1 pseudogene is annotated in these 247 nt (G+C 66.8%); it reads left to right on the forward strand.

Going from position 1 to position 247, the window contains the following annotated elements:
* A pseudogene (locus R0J92_RS25410) lies at positions 1-247 on the forward strand (DNA polymerase III subunit gamma/tau); the annotation flags it as partial.

The raw sequence follows: 247 nt of genomic DNA on the forward strand, positions 1-247 counted from the left end.
TTCGTCTTCGCCACGACGGAAATCCGCAAGGTCCCGGTCACGGTGCTATCGCGCTGCATGCGCTTCGATCTGCGCCGGGTCGACCAGGAAACCCTGGTCCAGCATTTTCACAACCTGCTGAGCAAAGAGGGCATCGCGGCGGAGGACCAGGCCCTTGCCATGGTCGCGCGCGCGGCCGACGGCTCGGTGCGCGACGGACTGTCCCTGCTGGACCAGGCCTCGGCCTTGTCCGGTGGGCAGATCGACG

This window comes from Tritonibacter sp. SIMBA_163 (genome assembly GCF_046535935.1).
GTDB classification, from domain to species: domain Bacteria; phylum Pseudomonadota; class Alphaproteobacteria; order Rhodobacterales; family Rhodobacteraceae; genus Epibacterium; species Epibacterium scottomollicae.